Annotated in this window: 1 protein-coding gene; it reads left to right on the top strand. The window is 46.1% G+C overall.

What is annotated here, in order from left to right; translation table 11 throughout:
- Positions 1 to 329: 329 nt before the first annotated feature.
- Positions 330 to 2,276, top strand: a complete 1,947-nt coding sequence (locus tag AC1DUA_RS33775) for an FAD-dependent oxidoreductase (RefSeq protein ID WP_477503899.1) — start codon at positions 330 to 332, stop codon at positions 2,274 to 2,276.
- Positions 2,277 to 2,436 lie beyond the last annotated feature (160 nt).

Here is a 2,436-nt window from a genome sequence, read left to right as displayed (position 1 = left end):
CTGCTGCATACAACACTTGCTGAGCGGATGAGTCAGGCACCAGCGTTAGCGGACGTTGAAATTAGCGCAGAGTTCACATCCGAGCAGGAGAAAATGAAAAGCATTCCCAAGAAATCATATCGTTAATCGTAAAGCCTCGCACTGCCTCATCAGCAATGCGAGGTTTTATTTGTTGAATGAGGCAAGATTTCTCTAAGACTTTAAAATGTGGTAAACTAACAAGTGATGTTTTTGGATGACAAATTAATCGACTGCTCAAGAAAGCTTATCAAACCTTTAACCGGTAAGCTGTATGAAAAGCAGGGGACAAGGTGGGTGCTTTTGTTTTAATGGCAAATCCGAATCGCAACAATTCCGCTTCCAAAGGATGGCTTTGGTTGATGGGGATCTTGATTCTGCTCGCTGTGCTGGCAGCTGCAGCATCTTTGTATTATCAATATAAACACCACATAAGCGGTGGAAAAAGTCAGGCGAAGCAAGAAATTGAAGAAGTGAAATCCGTGAAGAAAACGAAAGAGGCGTATGACGTCATTGTCGTTGGTACCGACCCTGAGGGGGTTGCTGCGGCCGTTTCAGCTGCGCGTAATGGATTGACTACCCTTCTGGTTGATGGACGGAATCGTGAGATTCTGGGAGGGTTAATGACACTCGGCTGGATTAACTCCATTGATATGAATTATTCCCCAAACAAGAACCTTTTAGGGAAAGATGATGTCTTCAATAAAGGCTTCTTCTCCGAGTGGTATGCCAAAATTGAAGGAGATTCCTTCGATGTGAATACAGCCGCTAATGCGTTCTATGATTTGGTTAAAAATGAATCCAAAATCGATTTGCTGCTCAAAACGAAGAAGGTCGATCCGCTCCTTTCCCAAGATAAAAAAGCTGTGCAAGGCGCAACGATCACACTCGAGAATGGCAGCACGCAAGTCGTGAAGGCAGCCTCTGTTATTGATGCGACACAGGACGGGGATTTCGCGGCAGCAGCAGGAGTACCTTTTACGATCGGGCATGAGGACATTGGAGATCCGAATTCCAAAATGGCCGTGACGCTTGCGTTTCGTCTGAAAAACGTAACACCGGAAGTATGGAACCTGATGGCCAAGAGGTTGAACGGGGATAATAATCCGGATACAGGAGTAAACGAAGTTAGCGTATTTGGTTACGGTGAAATGAGTAAATACCCGCCTCTTAACAAAGAAAGAGCCAAGATGAGAGGACTTAATATGGGTAGGGAGAATGATAATACCGTCCTTATTAATGCCTTGCAAATCTTCGGGGTAGACACCCTTGACCCGAAATCGGTTCAGGAAGCTTTTGACATTGGGAAGAAAGAACTGCCTAATATTTTAACATATATGCAAAAAACATTCCCTGAGTTCGCAAGCCTTGAACTCGATGGATCCGCACCAGAGCTATATGTTCGGGAAACGCGTCATATGCAAGGGGAATACCGACTGAATATTGTTGACGTTTGTACGAACAATGATCAATGGGATCGCATTGGATTCGGTTCTTATCCAGTAGATATCCAAAGGATCTCTCCGACGGATAATGGCAACGTTGTGTGTAAACCTAAGCAGTACGCTATTCCGTTCCGCAGCTTAGTGCCGCAGAAAGTGGATGGACTGCTTGTAGTAGGCAGAGCGGCCAGTTACGATACGCTGCCGCACGGAAGTGCCCGAGTTATGCCTACAGGCATGGCAGAAGGGGAAGCTGCTGGAGCTGCAGCGATGTTCGCGAAGCAGGAGAAGATGACGTTCCGCCAGCTGTCGGCGTCCAAAGAAGGGATTGCGAAGCTGCAGGAGCAGCTGAACAAGCAAGGCATGGAGATTCATCCAATTACGCTCAAGCCGCAGTCTTTTATGGAGCACAAAGCTTATGAAGGTCTGAAATCTGCCCTTATGCTGGGTCTGGCTTCCGGCGCGTACGACAATAATTTTCACTTGGATGACCCTTCGAATCCGAAGCGGATGGTTAATCTCGTGAGCGGCGCGAAGAAAATGAAGCCGGATGCCTTCAAAGGCGATGTCTCCCAGGCGATAGCGAAGCTGGAGAATGCCGATAAAGTCTCGTTATCTCTTGAGCAGGCTACTTATACGATTTCGCAAGCTTTGGGATTAACAGCTTCATCCAAAGAAGCGCAAGCAAAGTTAATGGAGAGCAAGCTGCTAACTGACGCTTCATTGAAGCTAATAGCAGACAAGCAGAAATTAACGAATGCTGACACATACATGCTCATCAAAGATTTAAAGGTTGGCCTAACAGGCAAGCCTTAATAAATAACAAATAAGAGCCTTATTACGCCGTGGTTGCAGGTGGCGATAAGGCTCTTATCCTTTTTTTCGAAGCCAATGGAAGTTTTTATGACTGCGCTTACAAATTTCAGTCAGCTTCTGAAGCATCCTCTTCGGCTTCCGCAGATTCTTCCGTTTCTTC

The organism is Paenibacillus sp. 01T422 (assembly GCF_056398785.1).
This window is presented reverse-complemented; position numbering and strand designations above follow the sequence as displayed.

Coding starts and splice junctions, on each gene's coding strand:
- AC1DUA_RS33775 (WP_477503899.1), top strand. CDS start 330: ATGGCAAATCCGAATCGCAACAATTCCGCTTCCAAAGGATGGCTTTGG.